26 protein-coding genes and 1 pseudogene are annotated in these 26,188 nt (G+C 69.9%); 13 read left to right on the plus strand and 14 right to left on the minus strand.

Translation table 11 applies throughout. The annotated features are described in order from the left end of the window. Positions 1–63: 63 nt before the first annotated feature. From AC060L_RS14445 to AC060L_RS14455, 3 genes are read right to left on the minus strand one after another with little or no spacing between them, the layout of a single operon-like run. Positions 64–918 carry a carbohydrate ABC transporter permease gene (locus AC060L_RS14445; protein ID WP_483799110.1) on the minus strand — a complete coding sequence of 285 codons (855 nt, stop codon included), beginning with the start codon at positions 916–918 and terminating at the stop codon, positions 64–66. Beyond that, complete coding sequence (locus AC060L_RS14450) at positions 915–1,940, minus strand: carbohydrate ABC transporter permease (RefSeq protein ID WP_483799111.1); 1,026 nt, start codon at positions 1,938–1,940, stop codon at positions 915–917. The genes AC060L_RS14445 and AC060L_RS14450 overlap by 4 nt, the downstream gene beginning before the upstream one ends. A gap of 11 nt (positions 1,941–1,951) precedes the next feature. Next, positions 1,952–3,274 (minus strand): extracellular solute-binding protein, encoded by a 1,323-nt coding sequence (locus AC060L_RS14455; protein ID WP_483799112.1) that lies wholly within the window; start codon positions 3,272–3,274, stop codon positions 1,952–1,954. 347 nt (positions 3,275–3,621) lie between these two features. Here AC060L_RS14455 and AC060L_RS14460 point away from each other — a divergent pair, with 347 nt between their 5' ends. From AC060L_RS14460 to AC060L_RS14470, 3 genes are all read left to right on the plus strand, one after another. Next, positions 3,622–5,982: a beta-xylosidase/alpha-l-arabinosidase gene (locus AC060L_RS14460; RefSeq protein WP_483799113.1), complete on the plus strand. Its 2,361-nt coding sequence runs from the start codon at positions 3,622–3,624 to the stop codon at positions 5,980–5,982. Positions 5,983–6,004: 22 nt separating this feature from the next. Then, positions 6,005–7,063 carry an acetylxylan esterase gene (locus tag AC060L_RS14465; protein WP_483799114.1) on the plus strand — a complete coding sequence of 353 codons (1,059 nt, stop codon included), beginning with the start codon at positions 6,005–6,007 and terminating at the stop codon, positions 7,061–7,063. 94 nt (positions 7,064–7,157) lie between these two features. Continuing rightward, positions 7,158–8,399, plus strand: a complete 1,242-nt coding sequence (locus AC060L_RS14470; protein WP_483799115.1) for an alpha/beta hydrolase family protein — start codon at positions 7,158–7,160, stop codon at positions 8,397–8,399. A gap of 160 nt (positions 8,400–8,559) precedes the next feature. Here AC060L_RS14470 and AC060L_RS14475 read toward each other — a convergent pair whose 3' ends face one another. Then, entirely contained in the window at positions 8,560–8,763 is a 204-nt protein-coding gene (locus tag AC060L_RS14475; protein ID WP_483799116.1) for a DUF5988 family protein, read from the minus strand. Positions 8,764–9,160: 397 nt separating this feature from the next. Continuing rightward, positions 9,161–11,041 carry a gamma-glutamyltransferase family protein gene (locus AC060L_RS14480; RefSeq protein WP_483799117.1) on the minus strand — a complete coding sequence of 627 codons (1,881 nt, stop codon included), beginning with the start codon at positions 11,039–11,041 and terminating at the stop codon, positions 9,161–9,163. 266 nt (positions 11,042–11,307) lie between these two features. Between AC060L_RS14480 and AC060L_RS14485 the strand changes: the two genes are divergently transcribed. Then, on the plus strand, positions 11,308–11,973 hold the full coding sequence (locus AC060L_RS14485; protein WP_483799118.1) for a hypothetical protein: 666 nt from the start codon (positions 11,308–11,310) through the stop codon (positions 11,971–11,973). Positions 11,974–12,020: 47 nt separating this feature from the next. On the opposite strand, the gene AC060L_RS14490 is transcribed toward AC060L_RS14485, so the two are convergent. After that, complete coding sequence (locus AC060L_RS14490; protein ID WP_483799119.1) at positions 12,021–12,413, minus strand: nuclear transport factor 2 family protein; 393 nt, start codon at positions 12,411–12,413, stop codon at positions 12,021–12,023. A gap of 133 nt (positions 12,414–12,546) precedes the next feature. On the opposite strand from AC060L_RS14490, the gene AC060L_RS14495 reads away from it, so the two are divergent. Beyond that, on the plus strand, positions 12,547–13,116 hold the full coding sequence (locus AC060L_RS14495; RefSeq protein WP_483799120.1) for a PadR family transcriptional regulator: 570 nt from the start codon (positions 12,547–12,549) through the stop codon (positions 13,114–13,116). On the opposite strand, the gene AC060L_RS14500 is transcribed toward AC060L_RS14495, so the two are convergent. Beyond that, on the minus strand, positions 13,016–13,372 hold the full coding sequence (locus AC060L_RS14500) for a CHAT domain-containing protein (RefSeq protein WP_483799156.1): 357 nt from the start codon (positions 13,370–13,372) through the stop codon (positions 13,016–13,018). The genes AC060L_RS14495 and AC060L_RS14500 overlap by 101 nt on opposite strands. A 45-nt stretch (positions 13,373–13,417) precedes the next feature. Beyond that, entirely contained in the window at positions 13,418–13,861 is a 444-nt protein-coding gene (locus AC060L_RS14505; RefSeq protein ID WP_483799121.1) for a VOC family protein, read from the minus strand. Between the two features lie 769 nt (positions 13,862–14,630). Here AC060L_RS14505 and AC060L_RS14510 point away from each other — a divergent pair. From AC060L_RS14510 to AC060L_RS14525, 4 genes and pseudogenes are all read left to right on the plus strand, one after another. Next, a complete protein-coding gene (locus AC060L_RS14510; protein WP_042424746.1) occupies positions 14,631–15,326 on the plus strand; it encodes a type 1 glutamine amidotransferase domain-containing protein in 696 nt (231 codons plus the stop codon). Positions 15,327–15,483: 157 nt separating this feature from the next. Continuing rightward, complete coding sequence (locus AC060L_RS14515; RefSeq protein WP_483799122.1) at positions 15,484–16,215, plus strand: SDR family NAD(P)-dependent oxidoreductase; 732 nt, start codon at positions 15,484–15,486, stop codon at positions 16,213–16,215. Positions 16,216–16,447: 232 nt separating this feature from the next. Next, a pseudogene (locus AC060L_RS14520) lies at positions 16,448–16,783 on the plus strand (barstar family protein); the annotation flags it as partial. Positions 16,784–16,858: 75 nt separating this feature from the next. Next, the gene (locus AC060L_RS14525) at positions 16,859–17,074 is read left to right on the plus strand and encodes a hypothetical protein (RefSeq protein ID WP_483799123.1); all 216 of its coding nucleotides are present in this window, start codon (positions 16,859–16,861) and stop codon (positions 17,072–17,074) included. Here the strand turns inward: AC060L_RS14525 and AC060L_RS14530 are convergent. Next, positions 17,062–17,259: a hypothetical protein gene (locus tag AC060L_RS14530; RefSeq protein ID WP_483799124.1), complete on the minus strand. Its 198-nt coding sequence runs from the start codon at positions 17,257–17,259 to the stop codon at positions 17,062–17,064. The two genes, AC060L_RS14525 and AC060L_RS14530, sit on opposite strands and share 13 nt — an antisense overlap. A 121-nt stretch (positions 17,260–17,380) precedes the next feature. Between AC060L_RS14530 and AC060L_RS14535 the strand changes: the two genes are divergently transcribed. From AC060L_RS14535 to AC060L_RS14545, 3 genes are all read left to right on the plus strand, one after another. Beyond that, entirely contained in the window at positions 17,381–17,617 is a 237-nt protein-coding gene (locus AC060L_RS14535) for a hypothetical protein (RefSeq protein WP_483799125.1), read from the plus strand. Between the two features lie 192 nt (positions 17,618–17,809). Then, positions 17,810–18,079 carry a GyrI-like domain-containing protein gene (locus tag AC060L_RS14540; protein ID WP_483799126.1) on the plus strand — a complete coding sequence of 90 codons (270 nt, stop codon included), beginning with the start codon at positions 17,810–17,812 and terminating at the stop codon, positions 18,077–18,079. A 621-nt stretch (positions 18,080–18,700) separates the two neighbouring features. Continuing rightward, complete coding sequence (locus AC060L_RS14545; protein WP_483799127.1) at positions 18,701–19,384, plus strand: hypothetical protein; 684 nt, start codon at positions 18,701–18,703, stop codon at positions 19,382–19,384. A 93-nt stretch (positions 19,385–19,477) separates the two neighbouring features. Here the strand turns inward: AC060L_RS14545 and AC060L_RS14550 are convergent, their stop codons facing one another. The 4 genes from AC060L_RS14550 to AC060L_RS14565 form a co-directional block, all read right to left on the minus strand. Then, positions 19,478–21,022 carry an alginate lyase family protein gene (locus tag AC060L_RS14550; RefSeq protein ID WP_483799128.1) on the minus strand — a complete coding sequence of 515 codons (1,545 nt, stop codon included), beginning with the start codon at positions 21,020–21,022 and terminating at the stop codon, positions 19,478–19,480. Positions 21,023–22,194: 1,172 nt separating this feature from the next. Continuing rightward, complete coding sequence (locus AC060L_RS14555) at positions 22,195–22,950, minus strand: DUF1963 domain-containing protein (RefSeq protein WP_483799129.1); 756 nt, start codon at positions 22,948–22,950, stop codon at positions 22,195–22,197. A gap of 415 nt (positions 22,951–23,365) precedes the next feature. Then, on the minus strand, positions 23,366–23,587 hold the full coding sequence (locus tag AC060L_RS14560; protein WP_483799130.1) for a hypothetical protein: 222 nt from the start codon (positions 23,585–23,587) through the stop codon (positions 23,366–23,368). A 522-nt stretch (positions 23,588–24,109) separates the two neighbouring features. Beyond that, positions 24,110–24,751: a hypothetical protein gene (locus AC060L_RS14565; RefSeq protein ID WP_483799131.1), complete on the minus strand. Its 642-nt coding sequence runs from the start codon at positions 24,749–24,751 to the stop codon at positions 24,110–24,112. 230 nt (positions 24,752–24,981) lie between these two features. On the opposite strand from AC060L_RS14565, the gene AC060L_RS14570 reads away from it, so the two are divergent. Continuing rightward, complete coding sequence (locus AC060L_RS14570) at positions 24,982–25,563, plus strand: NADPH-dependent FMN reductase (RefSeq protein WP_483799132.1); 582 nt, start codon at positions 24,982–24,984, stop codon at positions 25,561–25,563. A gap of 132 nt (positions 25,564–25,695) precedes the next feature. Here the strand turns inward: AC060L_RS14570 and AC060L_RS14575 are convergent, their stop codons facing one another. Further along, positions 25,696–26,145, minus strand: a complete 450-nt coding sequence (locus AC060L_RS14575) for a hypothetical protein (RefSeq protein WP_483799133.1) — start codon at positions 26,143–26,145, stop codon at positions 25,696–25,698. Positions 26,146–26,188: the final 43 nt, after the last annotated feature.

Below are 26,188 nucleotides of genomic sequence, written 5' to 3' on the forward strand. Positions count from 1 at the left end.
TGCGTCAGCGCTTGGTGCGTCAGCGTCGCTCGGCGGCCTGCTTCGTCGCTCAGCCTTCGTCGCTCAGCCCTTGACGGCGCCGGTGAGGCCGCCGACGATCCGCTTCTGGAAGAGCGAGAAGAAGACGAGCGCGGGCAGCATGGCGAGCGAGGTGAAGGCGAGCACCTTGGCGGTGTCGGAGGAGTACTGCGAGGAGAACGCCTGGACGCCGAGCGGCAAGGTGAAGTGCGCCTGCGAGTTGAGGATGTACAGCGGCAGGATGTAGTTGTTCCAGCTGCTGATGAACGCGAGGATGCCGACCGTCACCACGCCGGGCATCGACAGCGGGACCACCATGCGGAAGAAGAACCCGAGCCGGCTCGTACCGTCGATCGAGGCGGCTTCCTCGATCTCGTCGGGGATGGCCCGCAGGAACGGCACCAGGATGATCACGGTCGTCGGAAGGCCGAAGGCGATCTGCGGGACGATCACGCCGAGCAGGTTGTCGACGAGGCCGAGGTCCTTGATGACGATGTACAGCGGGGTGATCGCGATGACCATCGGGAACATCAGGCCCGCAGCGAACAGCGAGTACATCGCGCCCTTGAGCCGGAAGTCGTAGCGGGCGAGCACGAAGCTGACCATCAGTCCGAGGACGACGATCCCCACGGTGCTCGCCAGGCCGACGATGACGGAGTTCGCGAACTCTCCCCAGAACGTCGTCGAGGCGAGGACGTCGGTGTAGTTGCCGAAGACCCAGGGGCTGGGCAGGGCGGCCGGGCTCGTGGTGATCTGCGAGTTGGTGCGGAACCCGCCGAGCACGATGTAGAGCACCGGTGCGAGGCAGGCGCCGATGAACAGCAGGGCGACGAAGTAGGTGAACGGGCTTCCCCACTTCTGCGGCTGCTCGCTGCCGCGGTTGCCGGCGGTCGCGCTCATCGGGCGGCTCCCTCGGTGATGGCGCCCTGGAGGTCGCGGCGCAGGACGAAGCGCTGGTAGAGCAGTGCGACGACGAGCGAGATCAGGAACATCACCACCGCCACGGAGCTGCCGTAGCCGTAGTTGCCCGCGTTGCGGCCCTGCCCGACCATGTAGATCGCCATGGTCGAGGTGCCCGCGGTGCCCGAGACGTACTGGCCCCAGATGATGTAGACGAGGTCGAAGAGCTGGAGGGAGCCGATGATCGAGAGGAACCCCCAGATGCGGATGGTCGGTCCCAGCAGCGGCAGGGTGACGAAGCGCTGGATCTGCCAGTACGAGGCACCGTCGATCGCGGCGGCCTCGAGCAGCTCGTCGGGAATCGACTGGAGGCCGGCGAGCATCAGCAGCACCGCGAAGCCGATGTACTTCCAGGAGATGATCGCCATCAGCGTCCAGACGGCGAGCTTGGGGTCCGAGAGCCAGTTGGCCTGCAGGGAGCCCAGGCCGATGCCGCGCAGCAGGTCGTTGACGGCGCCGTTGCTCTGCAGCAGCAGGTTCCAGCCGGTGCCGACGATGACCTCGGAGACGATGTAGGGCACGAAGATCAGCATGCGGATGACCGAGCGGCCGCGGATCCTCTGGTTGAGCAGGAGCGCGAGGGCGATCGCCACCGGGCCCTGGATCACCAGGGAGAGCACGAGGATCAGGCCGTTGTGCCACAGGACCTGCTGGAACGCGGGGTCGGTGAAGATGAGCTTGTAGTTGTTCAGGCCGACCCAGTCGGTGGGCGGTCCGTAGCCGTGCCAGCGGTAGAAGCCGTAGTAGGCGGCGAGTGCGACCGGAAAGATCACGAACGCCACGAACACCAGGATCGCGGGTCCGGACAGGACCGCGATCTCGACTCGCTTCCTGGCCCGGCCGCGCCGGCCCGGGGCCGTCCGCCGCGGGATTGGGGACGCGGACTCGGCCGCGCCCCCGACTCCGAGCGTGTCCTGCGGCCGGTGGCCGACGGCCGGGTCGGCGCCCATGGTGTCGCTCATGGTGTGCGCACTCAGCCCTTCGCGGCGGCGGCGTTGGTGGCCTTGACGATGCCGGCGGCGCTGCCCTGGCCGGCCAGCAGGTTGACGACGGCGGTGTTCATCGCGTTGCCGACGTTCTGGCCGTACTCGGTGTCGAGGAACTGCATCGAGTAGGCGGCCTTGTTGAAGGCCTGCAGCGCCGAGATGTTGTACGGCTCGGTGACGACCGCCTGGGCGTCCTTGTTCACCGGGATGGTGACGAAGGCCTTGGTGTAGGCCTGCTGCTGGTCCTTGGTCACCAGGAACTGGAGGAAGCCGAGGGCCGCCGCGGGAGCGTTCTTGGAGAGCGAGTAGCCGTCGGTGCCGCCCATGATGGCGGAGGGGTCGCCCTGGCCGCCCGCCACGGACGGGAAGGGGAACCAGCCGAGGTCCGGGAGCGGCTTCTGGTCCGGCGTCAGGCTGGCGATCACCCCGGGGTCCCAGTTGCCCATGAGCTCCATCGCCGCCTTGTGGTTCGCCAGCAGGCCCGCCGAGGATCCGGCGCCCTGCTGGGAGGAAGCCGTCAGGAAGCCCTGCTGGAAGGGGGAGACCTTGAGGAAGGAGGCGAGGTCGTCACCGGCTTTGGTCCAGCACGGGTCGGTGAACTTGAGGGACTTGGCGGCCGTCGTCATGGCGTCCCGGCTGCACTCGCGCAGCGCGAAGTTGTAGTACCAGTGCGCGGCCGGCCAGGCGTCCTTCGCCCCGACCGCGATGGGCGCCACGTTGACGGCCTTGAGCTTGGCGATGTCGGCCTGGAGTTCGTCCATGGTCGTCGGCGGCGAGGCGATGCCGGCCTGCTGGAAGAGGTCCTTGCTGTAGTAGACGCCTTCGGGCTGCGTGTCGATCGGCATCTCGTAGACCTTGCCGTCGATCGAGGAGGCCGCGAGGGCCGCCGCGCCCGCGTTCGCCTTGTCGGTGTCCGTGAGGTCCAGCGCCTGGATCTGGCCGGCGTCGACCATGGCCCGCATCTTGCCGCCACCGCGCTGCAGGAAGATGTCGGGTGCGGAGCCCGAGTTGAGGGCGGTCTGCAACTTGCCGTCGAGGTCCTCGTTCTGGACCGTCTGGACCTTGACGGTGACGTTCGGGTGGAGCGCCTGGTAGGCCTTCGCGGCGTCCTGGAAGTACTGGACGCCGGGCCCGGTCGTCGAGTTCTCCCACACGGTGATCGTGGCCTGGCCGTCGGAAGAGCCGCTGCCGCCTGAACTGCCGCCGCCGGCACAGCCGCTGACGGCCAGAGCGGTGGCCAAGCCGAGGGCGACGACCGCCGCGCTGCGTGTGTTCCTCGTCATCATGGAGAGTCCCTGGTCGATGATCATTTTCTCGACAATTCGAATCGAAATGCGTTCGCTTCGAAACTTTCGAAACGGATGCCGACATTCAGCGAATGGTGGGGACCGTATGGCCCGCCGATCCGGCGCGTCAATAGGTCGGTGAGAAAGGGTTCACTGACATCACGCTTCGGTCACCCCGTGGATCCAGGGGGTTGACCATGCGAGAACCCGGACCTAACCTCCCCGCAGAGGCGACGCTTTCGGCAGTGAAAGCGAAATATTTCGGAGAACCGTGACGCAGAGCCGAGCACTGGCTCTCGCGCTCCCTGGTGTGGCTCTGCCTCGTCGGCTTGACGCCGTACGTACGGCGTCGGAGGAAAGTGATCCACCACATGAACCTGGCCGTGCCGTCACCTGACCCCACCGCCCCCTGGCGCGACCCCTCGCTCTCCCCCGAGGAGCGTGCGGACGCCCTGATCGGCGCGATGACCCTGCCCGAGAAGCTGGCCCAGCTGGTCGGCGTCTGGGTGGGCGCCTCCGACGAGGGGGGCGATGTCGCCCCGCACCAGCACGACATGGAGGAGCCGCCGGACCTCGACACGCTGCTGCCCAACGGGCTGGGCCAGTTGACCCGCCCCTTCGGCACCGCCCCCGTCGACCCCGCCCTCGGCGCCCTGTCGCTCGCCCGTACCCAGCGGCGGATCGCCGCCGGGAACCGCTTCGGCATCCCCGCGCTCGCCCACGAGGAGTGCCTGGCGGGTTTCGCCGCCTGGGGCGCCACTGCCTACCCGGTTCCGCTCTCCTGGGGGGCGACCTTCGACCCCGACCTGATCCGGCGGATGGCCGAGGCGATCGGCCGCGACATGCGCTCCGTCGGCGTCCACCAGGGACTCGCCCCGGTCCTCGACGTGGTCCGCGACGGCCGCTGGGGCCGGGTCGAGGAGACCATCGGTGAAGACCCCTACCTTGTCGGCACCGTGGCCACCGCCTACGTGCAGGGGCTGGAGTCCACCGGCATCGTCGCCACCCTCAAGCACTTCGCCGGCTACTCCGCCTCCCGCGCCGGACGCAACCTCGCCCCCGTCGGCATGGGCCCGCGCGAGCGCGCCGACGTCATCCTGCCGCCCTTCGAGATGGCGGTCCGCGAGGGCCGACCGCGCTCGGTCATGCACGCCTACACCGACACCGACGGCATCCCCTCCGCCGCCGACGAGGCCCTGCTGACCGGCCTGCTCCGGGACACCTGGGGTTTCGAAGGCACCGTCGTGGCCGACTACTTCGGCATCGCCTTCCTCAAGTCGCTGCACGGCGTCGCCGGTGACTGGGCCCAGGCCGCAGGCCTCGCCCTGGCCAGCGGGGTCGACGTGGAACTGCCCACCGTCAAGACCTTCGGCGAGCCGCTGCTGCGCGCGCTCGAGGCCGGGGCCGTGCCCGAGGCGATCGTCGACCGGGCGCTGCGCCGGGTCCTGGTGCAGAAGGCGCAACTCGGCCTGCTCGATCCGGACTGGAACCCGGTTCCGCCCGCCCTCGCCGGGCGCCGGCTGGACGACCCCGCCGCGCTGCGCGGCAGCGTCGACCTGGACCGGGAGGAGAGCCGTCGGCTCGCCCAGCGGATCGCCGAACAGGCAGTGGTGCTGGTGCGCAACGACGGCACGCTGCCGCTGGGTCGGCCGGGCCGCATCGCCCTGATCGGGCCGAACGCCGACACCCCGACCTCGGTGCTCGGCTGCTACGCCTTCCCCGTCCATGTCGGCAGCCGGCGCCCGGAGATCCCGCTCGGCATCGAACTACCGACGCTGAAGCAGGAGTTGGCCCGGGAGTTCCCGCAGAGCCGGATCCGGACCGTCCAGGGCGCCACCGTGGACGGGACCGGCACCGACGGCTTCGCCGAGGCCGTGGCCGCCGCGCAGGCCTGCGACCTCGTCGTCCTCGCCCTCGGAGACCGGGCGGGCCTGTTCGGTCGCGGCACCAGCGGCGAGGGATGCGACGTGGAGTCGCTGGAACTCCCTGGCGTGCAGCAGCAGTTGCTGGACACCTTGCTGGACGTGGGCAAGCCCGTCGTGGTGGTGCTGCTGGCAGGCCGTCCCTACGCCCTGGGTCGCGCCGGAACCGAGGCGGCCGCCGTCGTCCAGACCTTCTTCCCCGGCGAGGCGGGGACCCGGGCGATCGCGTCGGTGCTGAGCGGCCGGACCAACCCCTCGGGGCGACTGCCCGTCAGCATCCCGAACCGCCCCGCGGTCCAGCCCGCCACCTATCTCGCCGCCCGGCTGGCCGGACCCAGCGAGGTCTCCAGCACCGACCCCACCCCGGCCTTCGGTTTCGGCCACGGGCTCGGCTATACGGAGTTCTCCTGGTCCGGGCTCCAGGCGGAGCAGCACGCGACCGCCACGGACGGGGAGTTCCGACTCGCCTTCACCCTGCGCAACACCGGGCAACGCGAGGGGACCGAGACGGTGCAGCTCTACCTGCACGACCCGGTCGCCTCGGTGGTGCAGCCGGTCCAGCGGCTGATCGGCTACCGGCGGGTCACCCTGGGGCCGGGGGAGGAGGCCCGGGTGCGGGTCGGCGTTCCGGCAGACCTGGCCTCATTCACCGGGCGGGACGGTGAACGCATCGTGGAGCCAGGCGAGTTGGAGCTGCGCCTGGCGGCCTCCAGCACCGACTGCCGGCTCACCGCCGCCGTCCGGCTGAACGGTCCGATCCGCACCCTCGACCACACCAGGCGCCTGCACGCCGAGTTCACCCTCGACTAAGTGCCACGACCTCAGGAGCGCCATGTTCACCGACCTGCCGGACGTCGAACTCGTCGAATATCGCAGCACACAGCAGGCCCCGTCCGACTTCGACGCCTTCTGGGCACAGACCCTGGGCCAGGCACGCGCCGAGGACGGGAAGGTGGGGCTCACCCGGGTGGACACCGGCCTGTCCGCGCTGGATTGTTACGACGTCACCTTCCCCGGCTTCGGCGGCGATCCCATCCGCGGCTGGTTCCGGCTCCCACGCGGAGGGCGCACCGCGCTGCCCGCCGTCGTGCAGTACGTCGGCTACGGTGGCGGCCGTGGCCACGTGCTGGAGAACCTGCACTGGGCCGCCGCCGGATACGCACACCTGATCATGGACACGCGCGGCCAGGGCTCCGGCTGGAGCCGCGGCCACACCCCGGACCCGGCGCCGGCCGGCCCCCAGGTCCCCGGCGTCATGACCCGCGGCATCGACGATCCCCGGACCTACTACTACCGGCGCCTGTTCACCGACGCGGTCCGCGCCGTCGACGCCGTCCGCACCCTCGACACCGTCGACCCCGCGCGCGTCGCCGTGATCGGCGGGAGCCAGGGCGCGGCGACGGCCCTCGCGGTCGCCGCGCTCGTCCCCGACCTCGCGGCGCTGGTCGCCCATGTGCCCTTCCTGTGTGACATTCCGCGTGCGCTGACGATCACCGACGCCCACCCCTACCGCGAGGTCGTCGACTACCTGGCCACGCACCGCGACCAGGAGGCGACCGTCCTGCGCACCCTCTCCTACGTCGACGGCGTCAACTTCGCCGCCCGCGCGCGCGTCCCCGCTCGCTTCTCCGTCGCGCTGATGGACGCGATCACCCCGCCCTCCACCGTCTACGCGGCCTACCACGCCTACGCGGGCCGTAAGTCCCTCGACGTCTGGCGCTACAACGGTCACGAGGCGGGCGGCCCCGACGACGACGCAGGCGCACTGGCGTTCCTGCACACCCAGCTGTCGCCCACGAACACCACGGGGAGGACGACGCCGCCGACCGCATCAACCCCAGGATGTAATCCGTGGGCCGATGCCCGCGCGAGTGATCAATCGGTGGGCTGATGCCGCGCGGGAAGGGCGCGTGACAACGTTCCCCTGTGCCCACGGAGTGGCCGTAGCGGCATGATTGACGATTCGTCACCAGGGGATGAGAACCATGAGCAGCACGCCGTTCACCGGTCAAGAGGGCAAGGGCATGACGCGCCGCCGCATGCTGGGATCCGCACTCGCGGTCGGGGCCGCCGTGCCGCTTGCCGCCGTCGCCGCCGGCCCCGCGTGGGCGGATGCCGGAGCCCCGGCCGCTCCGGGTGCGCCCGCCCCCGGCCGGTTCACGTTGCCTGTGCCCACCGGGCCGCACCCGGTGGGCACGGTTCAACTGCACCTCATCGACCGGTCGCGTCCGGACGACATCGCCGGCCCCGGGCACTTCCGCGAGCTGATGGCCACCGTCTGGTACCCCGCCCGGGACGTCGAGCGCTACCCGGTGGCGCCCTGGATGCCGGATGGCGCCCTTCAGGCCTTCCTCGCCGACGTGGGGTTCGGGGCCTTGGCCCCCCTGGCGCCGCTCACCGCCGGCCACGTGGGCGCTCCGGTGCACCGGTCGGGCCGGCGGCTGCCCGTCCTCGTGTACTCGCACGGCGCGCACAGTCACCAGGGCGACCACACGATCATGGTTCAGGAGCTCGCCAGCCACGGGTACGCGGTCGTGACGATCGCCCACCAGTACGACACCTACACCGACTTCCCCGACGGCCGGATCGCCGTCCCGAGCCGCGACCCGAAGGCCCCCACGTACCCGGGGGACTTCGCCGCGGACCTCCGCTTCGTCCTCGACTGCGTCGAACAGCTGGCCGCCGGGTCCAACCCGGACGCCGACCGACGGGAGCTGCCGGCCGGGCTGCTCGGCTCCCTCGACCCCCAACGCATGGGCGCGTTCGGCTGGTCGAAGGGCGGGACGGCCACCGCCTGCGCCACGCTCGCGGACAAGCGCATCCGCGCCGGGCTGAGCCTCGACGGCCCGATGGAGATGAACCCGCCGCTGACCGGCGACCTGGACCGGCCGTTCATGATGATGACCGCCGTGTTCACCCGGGCCACCGACCCCCAGGCTGCCGCGTTCTGGTCACAGCTGCGCGGCCGGCGCCTCAACATCCAGGCCCAGGGCGCCGTCCACGTGTCGTACGGCGACAACGAGGCGCTGTTCCCCCAGGTGGCCAAGGCGTACGGATGGAGCCAGCAGCAGCTCCAGGACGCGATCGGCACCCTCGATCCCGGCCAGGGGGTGAAGATCCAGCAGGCGTACCCACTCGCGTTCTTCGACGAGCACCTGCGCCACCGCCAGGAGCACCTGCTCGACGGGCCGTCCCCGGCCTTCCCGGCGGTGACGTTCCTCCCGTGAGCACCCGGAACCGTGTTCCTTGATCCGAATTACCGCCCGCCGGCCGGGTGCGGCACGAAGCGCGAGGGTGCGCCCGCCTGGCTCGCCCGGGCGGGCGCACCCTTGGATCACAGCGCCGGCCACCGGAAGTGACCACATGAGGCGGGCCGGCGGGGTCGAGCTAGTCAGCCATCTCTGTCCTCTCCCACCACTCGTAGACCGGCAGTACGCCTTCCTCGGTGTCCGCGTGACGGGATGTGACCTTGAAGTGCTCATACCCGCCACGGAACGGAGTCTTCACCTCGCCTGCGGGCTCACTGACGGGAACGATCCGCTCAGGCAGCTCGTCCGGCCCGCCCTCAAGGAATACCTTGGAATTGTTCATGGCAGATTCCTACCACTTGTCCCGGTTTCGTCCGTGCTCCAACTCGGCATCGAAGACGCGGAGCCTTCCCGGGCCGTCGCTACCTTGACCGGCGAGCACGAGCAGGAGCCTGACGACCCGACGGGCGACGACGGGCCCCGGCGCTGAGCCCCCGGCAAGCGGGTGGTCGACCCCACCTGGCCGCCCTCGACGTAAAGCTCGGGGAGGTCGCTGCGTCGGCGGTCTCCCGCCCGGCGCCCGCGCTGACGCTGAGCACCCACTGGGAGCTCCCCCGGAACGGGGAGCGCGCCGGATGCGGGAAGGCACACTTCGAGCAGTGCGAGCGACCGGTCGCCGTGGCGTGGAGCGGTGCTGCTCCGGTTCGCGGACGACGCCGAACATGTTCAAGGCCTGCGGTTCAACGTCCGGCCGCGTAGGCCTGGCCGCTGCGTGGGTCCGCGGCGGCGGACAGAATACCGGTGCGTGGATCGCGGGCCACCGCGCAGACGCGGCCCTCGCTCCACCCTCCAGCGACCCGCACCCGGTGCCGGCGGCGGCGTAGTTCGGCGATGACCGCCTCGCCGACCCGCGCCTCGACGGTGACCTGGGCCGGGTGCATGGCGTGCGGGTGGAAGGAGGACGGGAAGCTCTCCTGGTGCCAGTTGGCAGCGTCGATGGCGCCCTGCAGGTCGAGGCCGCCGCGCACGGCCGGGCGCAGGGCGAGGGCCAGGAAGAAGTGCAGGCTCCACTGGTCCTGGGCGTCGCCGCCGGGAGTCCCGAACGCCAGCACCGGCGTGCCTTCGCGCAGCGCCAGCGAGGGGGACAGGGTGGTGCGCGGTCGGCGGCCGGGGGAGAGGGAGTTGGGCAGTCCCGGTTCGAGCTGGGCCATCTGGAGACGGGTGCCGAGCGGGAAGCCCAGCCCCGGGACGACGGGACTGGACTGCAGCCAGCCGCCGCTGGGCGTGGCGGAGACCATGTTGCCCCAGCGGTCGACCACGTCCAGGTGGCAGGTGTCGCCCTTGGTGCTGCCGTCGGCGGCGATGTCCCGGTCCTCCCGGTCGTCCGGGTCGTCCGGGTCGGCGAGGTTCGGCAGCGCGACGCCCGGCAGCGTGACGCTCGGCTCGCCGGCGCCGAGTGCCGCCGCCGACTCGGCTGTCCGCAGGGCGTCGACCGCGCGCCTGCCGAGCCGTGGCAGCCGCCCGGCGGGTCGGCCGGGGCGCAGTTCGGCCGAGGCGAACTCGCCGATCAGCGAGCGGCGTTCGAGGCTGTAGGCCGGGTCGAGCAGGTCGGCCACCGTGCACCCGGTGTGCTCGGCGTTGTCCCCGTACCAGGCCTCCCGGTCGGCCATCGCCAGCTTGCCGCCCTCGATCAGTGCGTGCAGGTACTCCGGTCCGCCGTACGCCGGGCCGTCCTGGCCGAACCCCTCTGGTAGCAGGGCGAGTTGCTGGAGGAAGACCGGACCCTGACTCCACAGCCCCGGTTTGCAGACCGTCCAGCCGCGCCACTCGTAGCTGACCGGCTCCTCGTACGTCGCCTCGAAGGCCGCGAGATCGTCGCCGGCGAGTACCCCGGCGTGCGGCACGCCGGAGGTGTCCATCGCCGGCTGTACGGCGAACTCGGTCAGCGCCTCCGCGATGAACCCCTCCCGCCAGACCCGCCTCGCCGCCTCGATCTGCTGCTCGCGCCCCGCCCCGGCGGCCTCGGCCTCTGCCAGCAACCGCTGCCAGGTGGCGGCGAGTTCGGGGTTGCGCAGCAGGGCACCCGGCGCGGGCGGGCGGCCGTGCGGCAGGTAGAGCGCGGCCGAGCTGGGCCAGTGTCGCTCGAACTGTATGTGCACCGCCTCGACCGCCGCTCCGATGGCCGGTACCGCCGGATACCCGTGCGCCGCATAGCCGATGGCGTACCGCAGCACCTCGGACAGGTGCTTGGTGCCGTGGTCGCGGAGCAGCAGCAGCCAGGCGTCGAACGCGCCGGGGACGGCGGCGGCCAACGGCCCGGTGCCCGGCACCTCGTCCAGACCGAGCGAGGTGTAGTGCCCGATGGTGGCCGCGGCCGGAGCCCCGCCTTGGCCGCAGAGCACCTGTGGGCGTCCCCCCGCCGGGGCGAGGATGATCGGCACCTCGCCGGCCGGGCCGTTCATGTGCGGCTCGACCACCTGGAGCGTGAACCCGGCGGCCACGGCGGCGTCGAAGGCGTTCCCGCCGTCCTCCAGCACCGCCATCGCCACCGCGGTGGCCAGCCAGTGGGACGAGGCCGCCATGCCGAAGGTGCCCTGCAAAGTCGGCCGGGTGGTGAACATGTGAGTCCTCCTGATGCTCTGCTCCGTCGTCCAGGAGCACTACCCGCGCCGCCGACGAGGGAAGCCCGCTCTACCCGCGCCCCGCGCGCTCCGGTATTCCGGTCGTCAGGTTCTTGGTGCGAGCCGGGGTGGTGATGATGCGTCGGCGCGCCCACCCTGCGCCTCCGCGCACCCCCCACGCTGGGAACCGGGAGCCACCGTGCCCGCCTCTGAAGGGACAGGGCCGGTCGTGGGGCGCGGCCCGGGTGTTCGAGGAGGGGTCACGCATGGGAATTCTGAACAGAGCGGTGCGCCGAACGGCGAGACCGGCGGCGATCGCGCTGTCGGCCGGCCTGCTGCTGGCGGCAACGGTCGCCTGCGATCCGACCGCCGCGGCCCCGACCGCCGCGGCCCCGACCGCCGGGCCCGGGACGTCGTCGGCCGGCGTCACGGCGGGAGGTGTCACAGCGGGCGGCGCCGTGCCCGCGGGAACCACGGCCCCCACCGTGACCCGCACGGAGCGCCCTGCGCGGCCGCTGCCGACGCACACCGCCACCGCCGTCGCGTCGGCCACCGCCGGCGCCACGCCTACCAGGGCGGCGACGGTGCCCGTCCTCGGTGCCTCATGGGCATCGCACCAGCAGGGATACGGCCAGGCGCGGCCCGCCACGATCTTCAACGGTGGCGACCCGACGGGCCTCGTGGAGCGCCTGACCTGGTCGTCCTGGGGTGGCTCGTCGGCCACCGGCACCGGCACGGCCGAATACGTCGGCCCCGGGCAGAGCGTCGCGACCGGGACCCCGGAGACGGCGGAGGTCGTCGCGTTCGACCTCGGGGTCTGCAACGGCCGGACGGCGTACCGGGCGGTCGAGTGGTACTTCCCCGGCCACGGGCAGCACTTCGATGCCTCCCGCTACCTCGACGCCTGCACCGGCACGGACCACGGCATGTGACGGGGCGCCGTCCTTCGACGGCGCCCCGCTCACCCCGCTCACCCCGCTCATCCCGCTGCCGCCTCCGCCGCGATCCGGTCGAACTGGGCCCCCATGGCCTCGGCCAGTGCCTGGGCGGCGGACAGCGGGCGGACCATCACAGTGAACTCGTCGATCAGCCCGTCGTCGTCGAAGTGCAGGAAGTCGCAGCCGTGGATCTGCCGGCCGGCAACGGTGGCGGTGAAGACGAGGGCGTGGTCGCGCCCGTCGGGGTCGGCGATCTCGCGCACGTAGCTGAAGTCCTCGAAGACCCGCATCACGCCGCGCAGGATCGCCGCGGTGATCGCCTTGCCCGGGTAGGGCTTGAAGGCGACGGGGCTGGTGAAGACGACGTTCTCGGCGAGCAGGTCGGCGATGGCCTGCTCGTCACGGTTCTCGACGGCCTCGCGGAAGGGGTGCATGGCAGGCTCCCGATACTCAACAAGTTGAATAGCTACTTCCGCGAGTATGGGGCGGACGGCGGCGACTGTCCAGGGAGCGTCAGGTCGAATTGCGAATAATCGCGTTGTTGAGTAGGGCTGCTACGTTGGCCGCATGGCTCTGCGCAACGCGGTGATGGCGGCCCTGCTGGAGGGCGAGGCATCCGGATACGACCTGGCCAAGGCATTTGACGCCTCGGTGGCCAACTTCTGGATGGCCACCCCCCAGCAGCTCTACCGCGAGTTGGAGCGGATGGCGGCCGAGGGACTGATCGCCGCCCGCGTGGTCCAGCAGGACAGGCGCCCCAACAAGCGGTTGTTCTCCCTCACCGAGGCCGGCCGCGCCGCCGTGCACGCCTACACCACCGAACTTCCCGGCAAGCCCAGCGCCATCCGCGACGAGCTCATGGTCAAGGTCCAGACGCTCGACGCCGGTGACGCCACGGTCGTGCGCGCCGGGATCGCCGAGCGGATGGACTGGGCCCGTGCCAAGCTCGCCCGTTACGAGCGCCTCCGAACCGGCCTGCTCGACGGCCGCACCGAGGAGCAGTACCTGGCCGATGCGGAGCGGGTCGGGCCCTACCTCACTCTGCTGCGCGGCATGGAGTTCGAGCGCGAGAACGTGCGCTGGGGCGAGCTGGCGCTGCGCGTGCTCGACGGGCGGGCGGCGCGGCAGCGGGGATGACGGGCACGGCCTGGCGGGGGGACAGTCCGGTGCCGCTCCAGTGGCGGTGGAACTCCCGCATCGACTCCGTGGTGGCCGTCTCGTCGACGCTCCACGCCGAGCTGATCACCCCGCGCCGGCCCAGTTGCAGGAAGGCGGCCGGAAAGCCCATGCACTCGTCGGGAACCTCGGTGCCGGGCAGGCCGGTTCCGCGCGCGGAGAGCACCGCCGGCTCACCGGTCACGCGGCCGGGCTCGTCGAGGAGCTCGCCCACCATCAGGCTCGAACTCACGATCACCAAGCTCGATAGAGCAACGGCTGGTCAGGCCGGCGAGGGGAAAGCAGGTGCCCAGTCCCCGCTCGGGTCGGTGGTCTGCCCCACCTCGATCAGGTGGCCGTCGGGATCGCGGATGTAGCAGCGGGTCTCGTACGGGTGCTGCTTCGGCGGCGTCAGGAACTGAGCACCACGGGCGCTCCACTCGGCGTATACGGCCTCGATGTCCTTGACCCGGAAATTGAGGAAGCTGTTGACCCGGTCGGGATCGCGCGGCGTCTCCAGGGTGACCGTCGGCTTGTCATCGGTCGGACCGCCACCGGTGTTGATGACAATCCAGGTGTTGGACAGGGCGACGACGGTCGGCACTCCATCGAAGATCGTGGTACCGCCGAGCACCTCGGTGTAGAAGCGCCGAGAGCGCTCGACATCGTCCGAGACGATGAAGTGTCCCAGCAGAATCCCCTCGAGGGGCGGCGGGAGCTCGACCATCTGACACCTCCGGCTTGTGTGATCCCGCTATGGCCGGGATTGAGACGGATATTACCCTCTGCATTCACGCCATCACCGTACGACACTCTGCCCTTTGGGGCTCAAGCTGGAACGGAGATGTGAGGGCGTGGCTGGGTGAGGGCTCGCCAGTCGGGTGGATGGAGGTTCTCATTGGATCGGTTTCTCACGGGTTTTTCGTCACCGTGTCGTCTGCGAAAGATCGCTGGGAATTCGTGCCTGCACTCACCCAGTTATGCTCGCGCTGGCGGTCCACGCGGTGCGCCGTCCTGGTGGGTGAATTGCGCTGCCCCCTTTCCAGTGTGAGTACGCCAGTGCACGTTCAGGTCATGTCTCGTATATCAGGGGCCGGATCGGGCAGCTGACGCCAAACGGATCTTCCAGTGCAAGGTGGAAACCCCCGTCGGCGCTCAGGAAACCGCACCATACCGACCAGTGGAAACGTCAGCACCCGACGCACGAAAACCGCACCAGAATGACGCCACACCAACCGCCACCATCCCCGATCAGGCATCACCTCCAACCCGCCACGACAAACCACTGCGGCCGGCCGCGACATCCACCTGCAACTGCACAGGGCCTGGAAGAACGCTTCCCACCCGGTGGGCAGCCGCGGTGGAGAGAGCATCCGGGTGCGGGCGGTCGCAGAGGTGCCTAGGGTGGCCAGAGGGGGGCACTCGGCGGCGGCGAATCGGTTTCATGGGTCATCCCCGCCGCCCCCCAGGTACGCGTCCGAGAGGAGATCTTTGCCATGGCCAAGGTGCTTTTCATCGTGAGCGGAGCCACCTACTGGGTGTTGAAGGACGGCACGAGGTACGCGACCGGCTATTGGGCCGAGGAGTTCGCGAACCCGTACAAGATCTTGACGGATGCCGGCCACGAGGTCGTCGTCGCGACGCCGAACGGGGTGACCCCGAATGTCGACATGATGAGCCTGCGCCCCGAGATGGTCGGCGGAAACGACGCCGCCCTTGAGTTGGAGGCCATCATCCGTTCCGCGGAGGTGATGCGTCGGCCGCTGCAACTGTCGGACGTCCGCCTCGAGGACTATGACGCGGTGTACCTGCCGGGCGGTCACGGTCCGATGTCCGACCTGGCGTGGGACGCCGATGCCGGACGGCTGCTGACGCAGCAGCTGACCTCGGGCAACCCGCTGTTCATCGTCTGTCACGCCCCCGCCGCGATGCTGGCCACCAGGATCCACGGTGAGTCGCCGTTCAAGGGCTTCAACGTCACCTGCTTCACCAACGAGGAGGAGGAGGGCGTCGGGCTGGCCTCCAGGGCGCCGTGGCTGCTGGAGACCGATGTCAAGGAGAAGGTCGGGGTCAACTTCAGCCGCGGCCCGATCTGGAAGCCGTACATGGTCGAGGATCGCAACCTCGTCACCGGGCAGAACCCGGCCTCGGCTGCGGTCCTGGGCGACCGGATGCTGGAGATCCTCAAATGACACCGTCCCGCAGCGATCCAGCCCAGGCGCCCGCCCGCGCGCGCAGGCCGCATCCGTGGGCTCGGCGCTCATCTCGAATCGGCTGATCCCGCACCGCCGGGGCCCAGGTGCAAATCCGCAGCCATGCCCATGAGGCGAAGGAAGTGAGGGGGTCAGCATGAACGACGCCACGGGTGCGGACATCGACCAGAAGGTCGCGCTCATCACCGGTGCCAATGGGGGCATCGGTTCTGCCATCGTCACCGCCTACCGCAGCCTCGGGTACGCGGTCGTGGCCACCAGCCGTTCGATGCCCGAATCCGGGGACCCGCAGGTGCTCGCCGTCAGCGGCGATCTGCTTGAGCCCGGCGCGGGCGAGCGGATCGTAGGGGCGGCGATGGATCGGTTCGGTCGGATCGACACCGTGGTCAACAGCGCCGGCGTCTACATCGGCAAGCCGTTCACCGAGTACACGGACAAGGACTTCGACCTTATCGTCGGCGTGAACCTGCGCGGATTCTTCAACGTCTCGCGCAGCGCCATCGGTGCGATGCTCTCCCGCGGTGAAGGCGGCGGTCACCTGCTGAACATCTCCACCTCCCTGGTCGACCAGCCGGATTCACAGGTGCCCTGCGCGCTCGCGTCGCTGACCAAGGGCGGGCTGAACGCGGTCACCAAGGAGTTGGCGATCGAATTCGCGGGGCACGGCATCCGCGTGAACACCGTCTCGCTCGGCGTCGTCCGTACCCCGATGAACCCGGAGACGACGCCCGAACTCGCGGCTCGCCATCCACTCGGGCGGATGGAAGAGGTCGACGACGTCGTCCAGGCCATCGTGTACCTCGAGCAGGCGTCCTTCGTCACCGGCGAGATCCTGCACGTGGACGGCGGCCAAAGCGCCGGCCACTGAAAGGATCGAGACGAATGACACCGCAGACACCGAGTCCTTTCTGCACGACGGGCTGAACAGCTGGAAAGCCGCCGTGGACGCGCATCAGCCGCACATGTGTAGTGACAACAACGCGCGTCGGACCGGGTCCGAGACCGGCGGCGCCATAGCAGCGCGATGGCCGCCTCGCCGCGTTCCTTTCCCCACTGAGAAATGGCCTCGCAGTGGGGTCCTGGTCCCGGCATGATTCCCAGAACGGGCCTGCTGGCGAACCCTCCCCGATCGGCCTGTTGGTCACTGCTACGGCCTCGACGGTGGGCACATCACCGACGAACCGGGCCTCTACCTGGCGCGGGGCGAGGCGGTGAACGGGCCGGGTGGCTACTTCGGCGGCTGCTTGGATGCCCTCCTCGACTGCCTGCGCGGCACCTTCGGCTACACCGCTCCCGCGACCCTGATCCGGTGGGATGCCGTGACCGCACGCGAGCACCTGTCCCGGGTACTGACCCCGGACGGCCGGTCCTACGGCCTGCTCTCCGATGTCCTCGATGTCTTGGCGGAGGGCGGCATGCGCGTCACCTTGGCGTGAGCTGCGGTCCGCCCACCGGTCATCGCCCCTCTTCCGTGCGTCGTGCCGTTGTCAGCCATGGCGTACGGTCCACGGGTGCTGCGACTTGGAACCTGGTCAACCCACTTCACGATTCAGGATCTGCCCGATTCGGTGCAGCCGGTTGGCTACCTGCGCCTTCGCCCCGCTGAGTGGGAACGGTGGCTGGATGACCTGGGACTTCCCGACGGCACGCCTCACCTGCTGGCCGAACTCCTCGGCGCGGCAGTCCGCGACGCCGACCGGGCAGGTGGCTTCGTTCACGTGAAGTAGCAGCGATTGGTCAGTGGTTTGGGCAGCAGGTGACGATCTTGGGTGCTGCGGACGTTCACCAGAAGTGACGTCACCCGGCGATCCGTGGCTTCGCCGGATTCCTTCGCCAGGATCTCAACACGGTGACCGCCGGCCTCACCCTCGCCTGGAGCTCTGGCATCGGAGAGCCACATCAGCAGGGTCAAAACGATCAGCGGGCGATGTGCGGCCGGGCTCCCTACCTCCTCCCGCGAATCCGTATGCTCGCCAAGCACAACTGAAGCGAGCCGCCGCTTCGGGACACCGGGGGCATGTGTGAACTGGTTGATGGGACCACGACTGCGATCGTGGCGTGCAAGAAGGCAGGGCTGGGACCTCGACATCGTGCGGGCTCTGCGGCTGCCGGTGCCGCGCCGGACGCAGGAGCGCGTCCGCGAGCTCATCCAGCAGGGGAGCTGGGAGGCGGCGATCAATGAAGTCCGTGCGGCGACCGGCTACGACCGCTGGGACGCCAGGTGCGTCGCGCTCGCCCTCGCGCACGCATGGAAGCTTCCGACCAGCTGATCGCCGCGCATCTCGCGCGTCTGGAGGAGCGGCTTGCGCGGGCGCGCAGTGCCGTCGAGTCGCTGCGCGACCTCCTGGCGCGCCCCGAGCACGGGCCGGCCATCGAGTACCGCGCGGTTCGTGAGCAGGCGGCGATCGGGATCCGTGAGGTGGTGGACCGCCGGGACCTGGCGGGCTGGTGGCAGGGGGCGCTTGTTCGTCCCCGTCGAGGGCTCGGTTCGCCCGGTCGGCCGGATCGAGGCCGTGCTCGTGCCAGGGGCGGAACTCGCGGTCGCCGTCCACCGCGGGACTCTGCAGAGCATCGATCTCACCTACGGTGACCTGGGCACCCACGCCACGCGCCACGAGATCAGTGTGGACGGCCCGCTGCGCGAGTTCTACCTGCGCGGCCCCCTCGAAGTGGCCGACGAGCATGAGCTGGTCGCCGAGGTCGGCTGGCCGATCTTCCGCGCGAGCAGTTGACGGGTGCGGCGGGTTCCCTCCAGGCGGGTGCCGGCCGTCTGGAGCAGTGGCTCCGAAATCGCAAGGTGCGCTGGTGCGCGGCCTTGGCCCGACCCGCGGTCCAGGCATTCAGCCGGCAGCGCATCAGCGTGCCGGGCGAGAAGGCAGCGGCCCGCATGATCCAGACCCTGGCGTCGAAGCCCGATCAGCGGCACCCGCCGCGCTGACAAAGGGCATTGAGAAGTCAGCCGAGCCCGGTACGGGCCCGCCGACGTTCACGAGGACGGCTTCGGCGGGTCCGATGGTGTCGGCGGGCAACCCATCCCGGCAAGGCTCCCGCCGAGATGGGCTCCACCGCCCAAGGCGCCGACACCTCTCCCGCGACCTGGGTACGTCGCCGCGTCGGCAACGACCGGCCCCCGGGGGGCGCGGATGCAGTGGACGCGTGGGTGCGGCCGGACCGGCTGGACTGTCTCCAGCTGATGGGGTAATCCCGGCCAACCATTTCCGCTGACAGGAGGTCATGCCTTGCAACTGCGGCGCGCTCGACTGCGAAGACCCTGGCCGAGCGGGGCCGGTCGGTGGCCGGATCGAGCGTGTGCGTCGCAGGCGGTGCGCCGCCCGACTGCTTCAATGGCCGCCATGCGAACTCACATACGCGGCAAGTTCATTGGTGCCATGCTGGTCGCTGCTGCCCTGACCGCACTGGGCGCCGTCCCCGCATCCGCATCCGCATCGGCGCAGCGGCCTGGAGCGGTGCCCGCCAAGGCCACCGACGGGGTCACGGAGACGATGGCCTTCACCCCCACCGTGCCCAGGCCGGTTTACAACCCCGACCCGACTGCCACAGACGGTCCGCGCCAGTGCGTGGTGCTGTACCACGAGGACCAGCCGACCCCCGGCTGCGGTGGGTTCGTCGTCTCGAGCATCCTGCACAACGTCCGCAACCAGCCCGGTTTCATCAACAACGTCACCGACAACACCTACTTCACCGCCCACGCGGACGCGGCCCGCACGTTCGGCTGCCGAACCGCGGACGGCACGTTCGACTGGAACTCGGCGTTCGTCGTACGTGAGAAGCAACTGGAGCTGACACCGGTCTACTTCGAGACGCAGTCGTCCTACCTGATCTACGAGTTCCAGACGCTGCCCGGTGACTACGGTCCGGAGTTCTACGTCAACTTCGACCCCGTGAACTTCAGCTGCCCGACCGGCCAGACCAAGGTCCAGTACGGCCTGAAGGTCAGCAACATCAGCATCGAGATCGCCAACTCACCGGTCTTCGGCACTCACACCTGGAAGCACACCGGCCCGTACTACGGCTGACCCCGCCCGCCCGGCCGCCCAGCTGCACCCGACCTGGGTCGGGTCAGGCCGGGCGGCTTCGGGCGGGGCGAAGGACCGGCTACCGGCAGCGGGTCATGCGCGGTGGGTGCCCTTGCGGCGGGCCCGGGTGCGAAAGGCCAGCACGCCTCCGCCGATGGCGAGCAGGCCCACGCCGGTGAGCGGGAGGATGCCGTTGGAGCCGGTGAAGGCGAGATTCTTGGCCGAATCCCCACCCGGGCCCGGTGAAGCCGACGTGGCGGGGCCTCCACCCGGGCCCGCCGAAGTCGGCGCGGCGGAGATACCACCCGGGCTCGGTGAAGCCGGCGCGGCGGAGCCTGCGGCACCGTCCGGCGATCCCGCCGGTGCGGGCGGCGAGATCGGGGCGGCGGCCTTGTCGCGAGTGAACGCCAGTGTGCCGAAGCCGAGTTGGTCGAAGCCGCCGCTGTTCGGGCCGTAGTCGCCACCGCCGCCCTCGGGGGCGAGCTTCGCCCCCATGGCGGCGGTGTACGGCGCGGCGAGGCCGCGGCGGTTGACGTAGTGGTTCTCGATCATCGCCCAGATCGGGCGCAGGTCACCTCGGCCCGAGGCCGAGGGCGCGGTGTCGTCCACCGTCCCCGACCAGACGCCGGGCGCGCCCTGCTGGAACGTCAGGCGGGTGAACGGGACGTCCTGGCCGAGGTTGTACTTGGCGACGTACTCGGCCCCCTTGAGGAAGCGGTTGTCGTCCTCCCCGTAGAGGTCGATGCCCTGGTTCCAGGCCATCTCGCACAGCGCGGCCATCAGGCCGACGGAGAGCGTGGTGTGCCCCTGGTCGCGGCCGGACTCCTGGAACTGGGCCAGCCCTCCGGGATGCACGTACGGGATGGCGTGGTGCAGCGAGCCGTTGCCCGCCCCGCCCCGGTAGTACTCGACGGCTTGGTCGACCTTGGCCCGGTCGTCGCAGAGGACACCGGTGGCGAAGACGCAGCACAGCGCGAGCAGATCCCAACTGGCGTAGTAGTTGGTGATGTACGCGCCGTTGTGTTGGCGCAGGAAGTTGTCGCAGAGCGGGTGGAAGACCTGCAGCATCATGGTCTTGAACCGGTCGAGGTAGAAGCCGGGATAGCCGCGCATCAGTTCGGCCGCGTTGGCGAACTGGTAGCCCTGGATGCCGGCGGCGAGGAACCGGTCGGCACTGCCGCTGACCTGCTTCAGCGTCCCCGACCAGGCGTTGAGGATGTCCCGGGCGGCGTCGCCGTGCGCCCGGTCGCCACTGATCCGCCAGCGCAGGGCGTTCTGGTAGGCGGCGTGGACGTCGTTGTAGAGAGTCGCGAAGTTCTGCGGATTGTCACCTCCCCGGTAGACCGTGGCCTGCGGGTTCGCCTTCCAACCGCTCTGCGCATGCCCGTTGGCCGTCAGTCGCTGCCAGCCCGCGAGGTACGGCTGGGCGCCTGCCCTGACCTTGGCGGCCATCCTGTCCAGGTCGGCCTGGGCGTGCAGCAGTCCGGGGTGCGCGAACGCCGACGCGGGGGCCGCCGCGGCGACGTTCGTGCCGCCCGCTGCGACGGCGGCGAGCCCGATTCCGCCGGTACCGGCGGTACCGGCGAGCTTCAGCAGGCTGCGGCGGCTCGGTCGGTGAGTGCTCTGGTGCTGAGTCACTGCGCTGTCTCCCGATCGGTTGACGCTTCCCATCGGGAGACGTCTGGGAATGTTAGCGATAACAAAATATTTCCGCCTCATCGTAGGGCAGTGTCGTGCAGCCATCGTGCGGCTGTTGTGCACCGGCGGCGCCGCCGAAAGCGCCAGGTCACGCCGAGCGCGCACCTCCTGACGAACTCCACCGAACCCCCGTCGAGCTGCCCCCACCCCGTACGCCGATTCCGCTACCGGCGGGGGCGGCCGCCCGAAGGACTCGCCTCGACCCGGCCGTGCCGTCCGACCCGCCGGCGCACCGCGCCGTCCAGGACCAGAGCACCCCGCGGCCGGGCGGGGATGAGTCGTTCGGCGCCGACACCCGGTCTTCACCGCCCACCCGCCCGACGCCCTGGTGGAGGACGTCGCTGCGACCGAGCAGGACGACCCCGACCAGGCGCCGGTGGTGTGGCTGCCGGTGCCCGCCGCAGCCGGCCTTCACCCGTACCCGGCCGTTGGCCCCGCCCTCGACCAGGCCGTCCGGTCCGCCACTGCCACTGCCACCGCCACCGCCACCGGCGGCGGCCGAGTGCCTATCCGGCGCGTACGAGGACTGAGAAGCGAACCCGTATCACCCGGCGCCCTGACCACCCACCCCCCCGGCCCGGACCGGCCCGCACCGGTCCCGGCCGCCAACCTGCAGACGGTCACTGCGAACCGCGTCCACATCGACCTGCATGTAGGGGAGTTGGCGTCACGACTGCACCGTCGGGGTGCGAAGGTTGTGGCGATCGACTCGGGGGCTGGCCTGGCGAGTGCCACAATCCAGCAGCGCCTGGTGTCGGTCCGCCGGTTGTAGGACTTCCTCCTGGAGGAGGGTCTGCGCGAATCGAACCCGGTGGGCCGGGGCCGCTACACACCGGACGCCAGAGGGGCGGGCAGCCGCGCGGGCTGGTGCCGCGGCTGACCAAGCTGCCGTGGATCCCCAGCGAACAGCAGTGACCGGGGATCCTGCAGGTCGCGCGGGGGGAGCCGGTCCCGCAACCGGGTGACGCTGGCCCCGGCCTACGATGCCGCGCTGCGGCGAGAGGAGTTGTGTTCGATTCGGACCGGCGATCTCGATCCGGCCCACCGGACGCTGAGGGCGCGGGCGGAGACGACGCATCACAATCCTGACAAATGATTCCAGAGCAGACGGGTTATGCGACTTCGTAGGAGCGGCGGACATTGCTGAGGTCCCCGGCTCGCAGGTCCTCGTCTCGGATCCAGAAGGAGACGTTGACGATCTCGCCCCAGGCGGTGCCGGCTTCCGCCTCCGACTGAAGCAGTGGCCGATGCCCCTTCGGCTGTGGGGTGTCACCGGTGTCGCACCAGCCGAGTAGACGGTGGCGCGGGGTTGGCAGGACGGTGGACAGCGCTTCGGCCAAGTCGATCAAGGCGATGACGTCGCCATCGACAGCCTGATCGGCCTCCGTGTCTACCCAGCTCGGCACCGATGGCAGAGCGCAGGCCTCCAGCGGCAGCGCCGGCATGGCCGGGCCGTGGCCTTCATTCTGCTGTCCGTCGGATCCAGCCGCGACGTGCAGGACGCGGCAGCCGTCATCGCCGAGATCGAAGCTGAACTCCGCCGCGAAGTCATCGTCGTGGAAGAAGAGCAGGTAGCCATCTGCGGGGAGCGTCCAGTCCTCGCCGAGCAGACGCGCTGCCTGGCCGCAGTCCAGCTGAGCCAGCAGCACCATCGGCTGCCCGTGATGGCGGGGCCATTCGAACGATTCGCTGGTTCGGGGCATACCTCCGATCATGCTGCCCGAGTCGGAGAGGTCTGTTCGGACGGCGAACCCCACAGATGGCCTGACCAGGGACAGGAAGCGTTCAGCTGCCTCCACTCCCAACTGGCCACGGATGATCTCTTCTATCGCCGCACGGTCGCCGTAGTCGCGGCCTTCAAGCTCCATGAGCGCCGAGTCTCTCACCACGCTCTGACACGGGCTCCCCGGGCCGGAACCCACCTCCATTGACACGTCAGATTCCACAGGATCACCCTGTTGACGTGACCCTCGACGATGCCGGAGCTCCAGAGGAGGGTCAGGCCGGCGGTCACCGCGTCGAGGTCCTGGCGGAGGAACCCGGCGAAGCCGCGGATCGGGCGTTCGTGGTAAGGCGCCGGGCGGATCAACCAGCGGCAGCGGTTCTACGTCGAGGCGCTGTTCGGCGGATGGCGTGAGGAACTGGTGACCTGCCGCAAGTCCGGCCCGGCCGCCCGCGACTACGCGGTCGCCCGGTTGGCGGCCGACGTGGGACTGCAGATCAACGAGGCACGGATTCTCGACCTGGACGACGCCCGGTGGGGGCTTGGCCGGTTCGGCAAGCTCAACGGACGAAATCACAGACCTTGGCGGGCGGGCACGGCTCGCTGTTGCTGTTGCTGTTGGTGAGCTGCCCAATCAGGACGAGCACCGCCAGCAGCAGCAGATAGCCGCCTATGACGGTCATTACCGGATGGCGGTCGTACCAAGCAGCCCACCAAGCCGTTGTCTTCTGGCGCCGGGTGCGGCGAGGCGGGTCGGCCGCATCGTGACGGTCATCCGTCATGATTCCCCCCAGGATTGCTCGCTCTGCGGACATGAGTACCTGGGCTATTCCCACCTCTGCCCGACCGCATGCGGATCGCCCGAGGGGCGAGTAGTAGCCGTACGGCGGTTAACGGTGAGATTGATCATGGTGGCCGGAGCGGCTCGCGTTGCCGGTTGGGCTTCGAGAAACCAATGCTTCCCGAAGATCACCGAATCAAGATCGAAAAGACCCATAGGGCCTTCAAGAACTCTTTCGGAAACCAGGGGCTTTCAATAACCCCGACCCACCGTTTTCTGTCAGCAATTCCGGGCGTGAGCAGGCCACTTGAACCCGACCCGTTCGAGCTCCTGGTCGCCGGAGCCCGCGCTGCGGACCGAGTTCCTCATCGGCTACGCCCGGGTGTCCACCGGCGGGCAGAAGCTCGACCGCCGGCTCGACGCCCTCAGTGCCACCGGCTGCCGCAGGATCGTCGGGAGCCGAGCATGCGGTCGGACGCAAGCGGCTGACCAGCGTGACTCTGCGGCGGAGTCGGCTCGCTGGTCAGTTGGCCAGCGGTCCGGAGTCGGTGATCAGCACCTTCTGGACGTTCCACGAAGGCTTGCCGCCGTTGACGGTCTGGCAGGCGTAGTCCGTGGCCTGGTTCAGCGGAACCAGGACGGCCGTGGGAATGGTGGTGTTGCAGCGCACTTCGTCGGGTGAGGTGTTGCCGTAGAGGTAGCGTGCCAGGCCGTCGCGGGTGAGGATGCCCTGGCGGGGCTGCGCCTGGAACGTCACGTAGTTGCTTGACCATGCGGCCTTGTCGCCGAGCTGTACGTCCCATACGAGGCTCAGGTCCTCGTAGGTGACGGTGCATGTCACCGCCGTACCGGCCTTGGAATCGAGGTCCGTCGGACACTGGGCGGACGTCTTACCCGGCGCCTGAGCCATCTCGAGCGTCTTGCGGCGCAGCTCGAACCCGAGGTTCTCACTGAAGCTCGCGTCGCCCGGCGGCGACGGCGCCGGTGTCAGGTCCGGATACGGTCCGGACGGCTTGTCCAGCTTCTGCGGTAGCAGGACCGCCGTCGCCGCAGGCGCCGCCTTTGCGCCGGACCCGTTCGATCCTGATCCCGTACTCGAGCATCCTGTGGCCAGGGCCATGAGGCCCACGATGCCGACGATTACCGCTACTTTCCCCGTTTTCATGATCGTCAGCGTAGCCCGGCAGGTAGTCGGCGCCCAATCGAAACCGGCGCCGGCCCCTCTCGCCAACAGGATCACGATCCACGACCGCAGTACCAGGACCGCAGTACCAGGACCGCCGACGGAGGCCATCGGCCCAGCGAGGCCCGGTCCGGCGGCCGATGCCGGCTGCCCGGGGAGGTCCGTAGGGTCCATCTCACCGACACCGCGATCTCACAAGGGAGACACCGGCCATGACGGACCGTCGCCAGCGTCTTGCGATCATCACCGCCAGCACTCGGGAGGGCCGATTCGGCCCCACCGTCGCCGGCTGGTTCACGAGCCAGGCGCTCGAGTACGGCGGGTTCGAACCCGACTCGATCGACCTGGAAGAGGTCGGTCTGCCACTGGGCCCGACCGGCGCCGGCCACCGCTCCGACAGGGCCGCCGCACTGGCCGATCGGCTGGCTGCGGCCGACGCCTTCGTCGTGGTCACCCCGGAGTACAACCACAGCTTCCCGGCATGCCTGAAGGGCACGATCGACTCGTTCACTGCCGAATGGCAGGCGAAACCGGTCGGCTTCGTCTCCTACGGCGGTGTATCCGGCGGGCTGCGCGCGGTCGAGCAGCTGCGGCTGGTCTTCGCCGAGCTGCACGCAGTCACCGTGCGGGACTGCGTGAGTTTCCACAACGCGTGGGAAGTGTTCGGTCCGGACGGCCTGCCGGCCGAGCCCGTCGGCGCGGAGGGAGCCGCCAAGACACTGCTGGACGCGTTGGGCTGGTGGGGGGAAGCGCTTGGCGAGGCCCGAAGGAACCGGCCCTACGCCCAGCGCTGACGGGCACCCTCATGATCAGAGCGGGCCCGGAGCAGCGGGGCGGTCGCCGGTTGCCTGGGCCGCCTTACGGGAGGGCAACCTCCCGGGGGCGTCGTGCGGCGCCCGGCGTTCGTGTACGCCGGGCGCGCTCCGTCAGGCGTTGTGTTCGGCGAGGAATTCGGTGATGAGGTTCTGCCACTCCTGGGGGCCTTCGACCATGGGCAGGTGGCCGGTGGGGATCTCGGCGAGCCGGGCGCCGACGATGTTCTCGGCGAGGTGGCGGTGCAGGGCGGGCGGGACGAGGTGGTCGGCGGTGGTGGAGATGACCAGGGTGGGGACGCGGATGGCGGCGAGGTTGTCGCGGACGTCGATCCGGCCGGCGAGGTCGGCGTGCTCGGGGGTGCCGTCGGCGATGTCGGCGGCGGCGTGGGTGATGACCTGCTCGAGCTGCTCGGCGGGCATGGCCTCGATGGCTTGGGGGCTGAGGGCGTGCGGGAAGAGGAACTCGCTCACCAGGCGGCGGTCACCGGTGGCGGCGAGTTTGCTCCAGACCCTGGCGGTCAGGGCCTGCTGGTTGTTGGGCCGGGCCATGGTGGCGGTCATGTGCGGACATGACGGAGTTCTCCGGGGAGGGGGTGGGTGTTGC

It is taken from the genome of Kitasatospora sp. NEAU-69 (assembly GCF_057158765.1).